This window comes from Clostridioides sp. ZZV14-6387, from assembly GCF_020657835.1.
In the GTDB taxonomy this organism is placed as follows: Bacteria; Bacillota; Clostridia; order Peptostreptococcales; family Peptostreptococcaceae; genus Clostridioides; species Clostridioides difficile_A.
Genome location: NZ_JAGWCW010000157.1, coordinates 1 through 264, shown reverse-complemented (window position 1 = coordinate 264; position 264 = coordinate 1). Strand labels below are relative to the sequence as shown.

1 rRNA gene is annotated in these 264 nt (G+C 55.7%); it reads right to left on the bottom strand.

The annotated features are described in order from the left end of the window. Window positions 1–264: ribosomal RNA gene (locus tag KGF38_RS20210) — 16S ribosomal RNA — on the bottom strand; the annotation flags it as partial.

Below are 264 nucleotides of genomic sequence, written 5' to 3'. Positions count from 1 at the left end.
ACCGCCTGCGTGCGCTTTACGCCCAGTAATTCCGATTAACGCTTGCACCCTCCGTATTACCGCGGCTGCTGGCACGGAGTTAGCCGGTGCTTCTTCTGCGGGTAACGTCAATGAGCAAAGGTATTAACTTTACTCCCTTCCTCCCCGCTGAAAGTACTTTACGACCCGAAGGCCTTCATCACTCACGCGGCGTTGCTGCATCAGGCTTTCGCCCATTGTGCAATATTCCCCACTGCTGCCTCCCGTAGGAGTTTGGACAGTGGG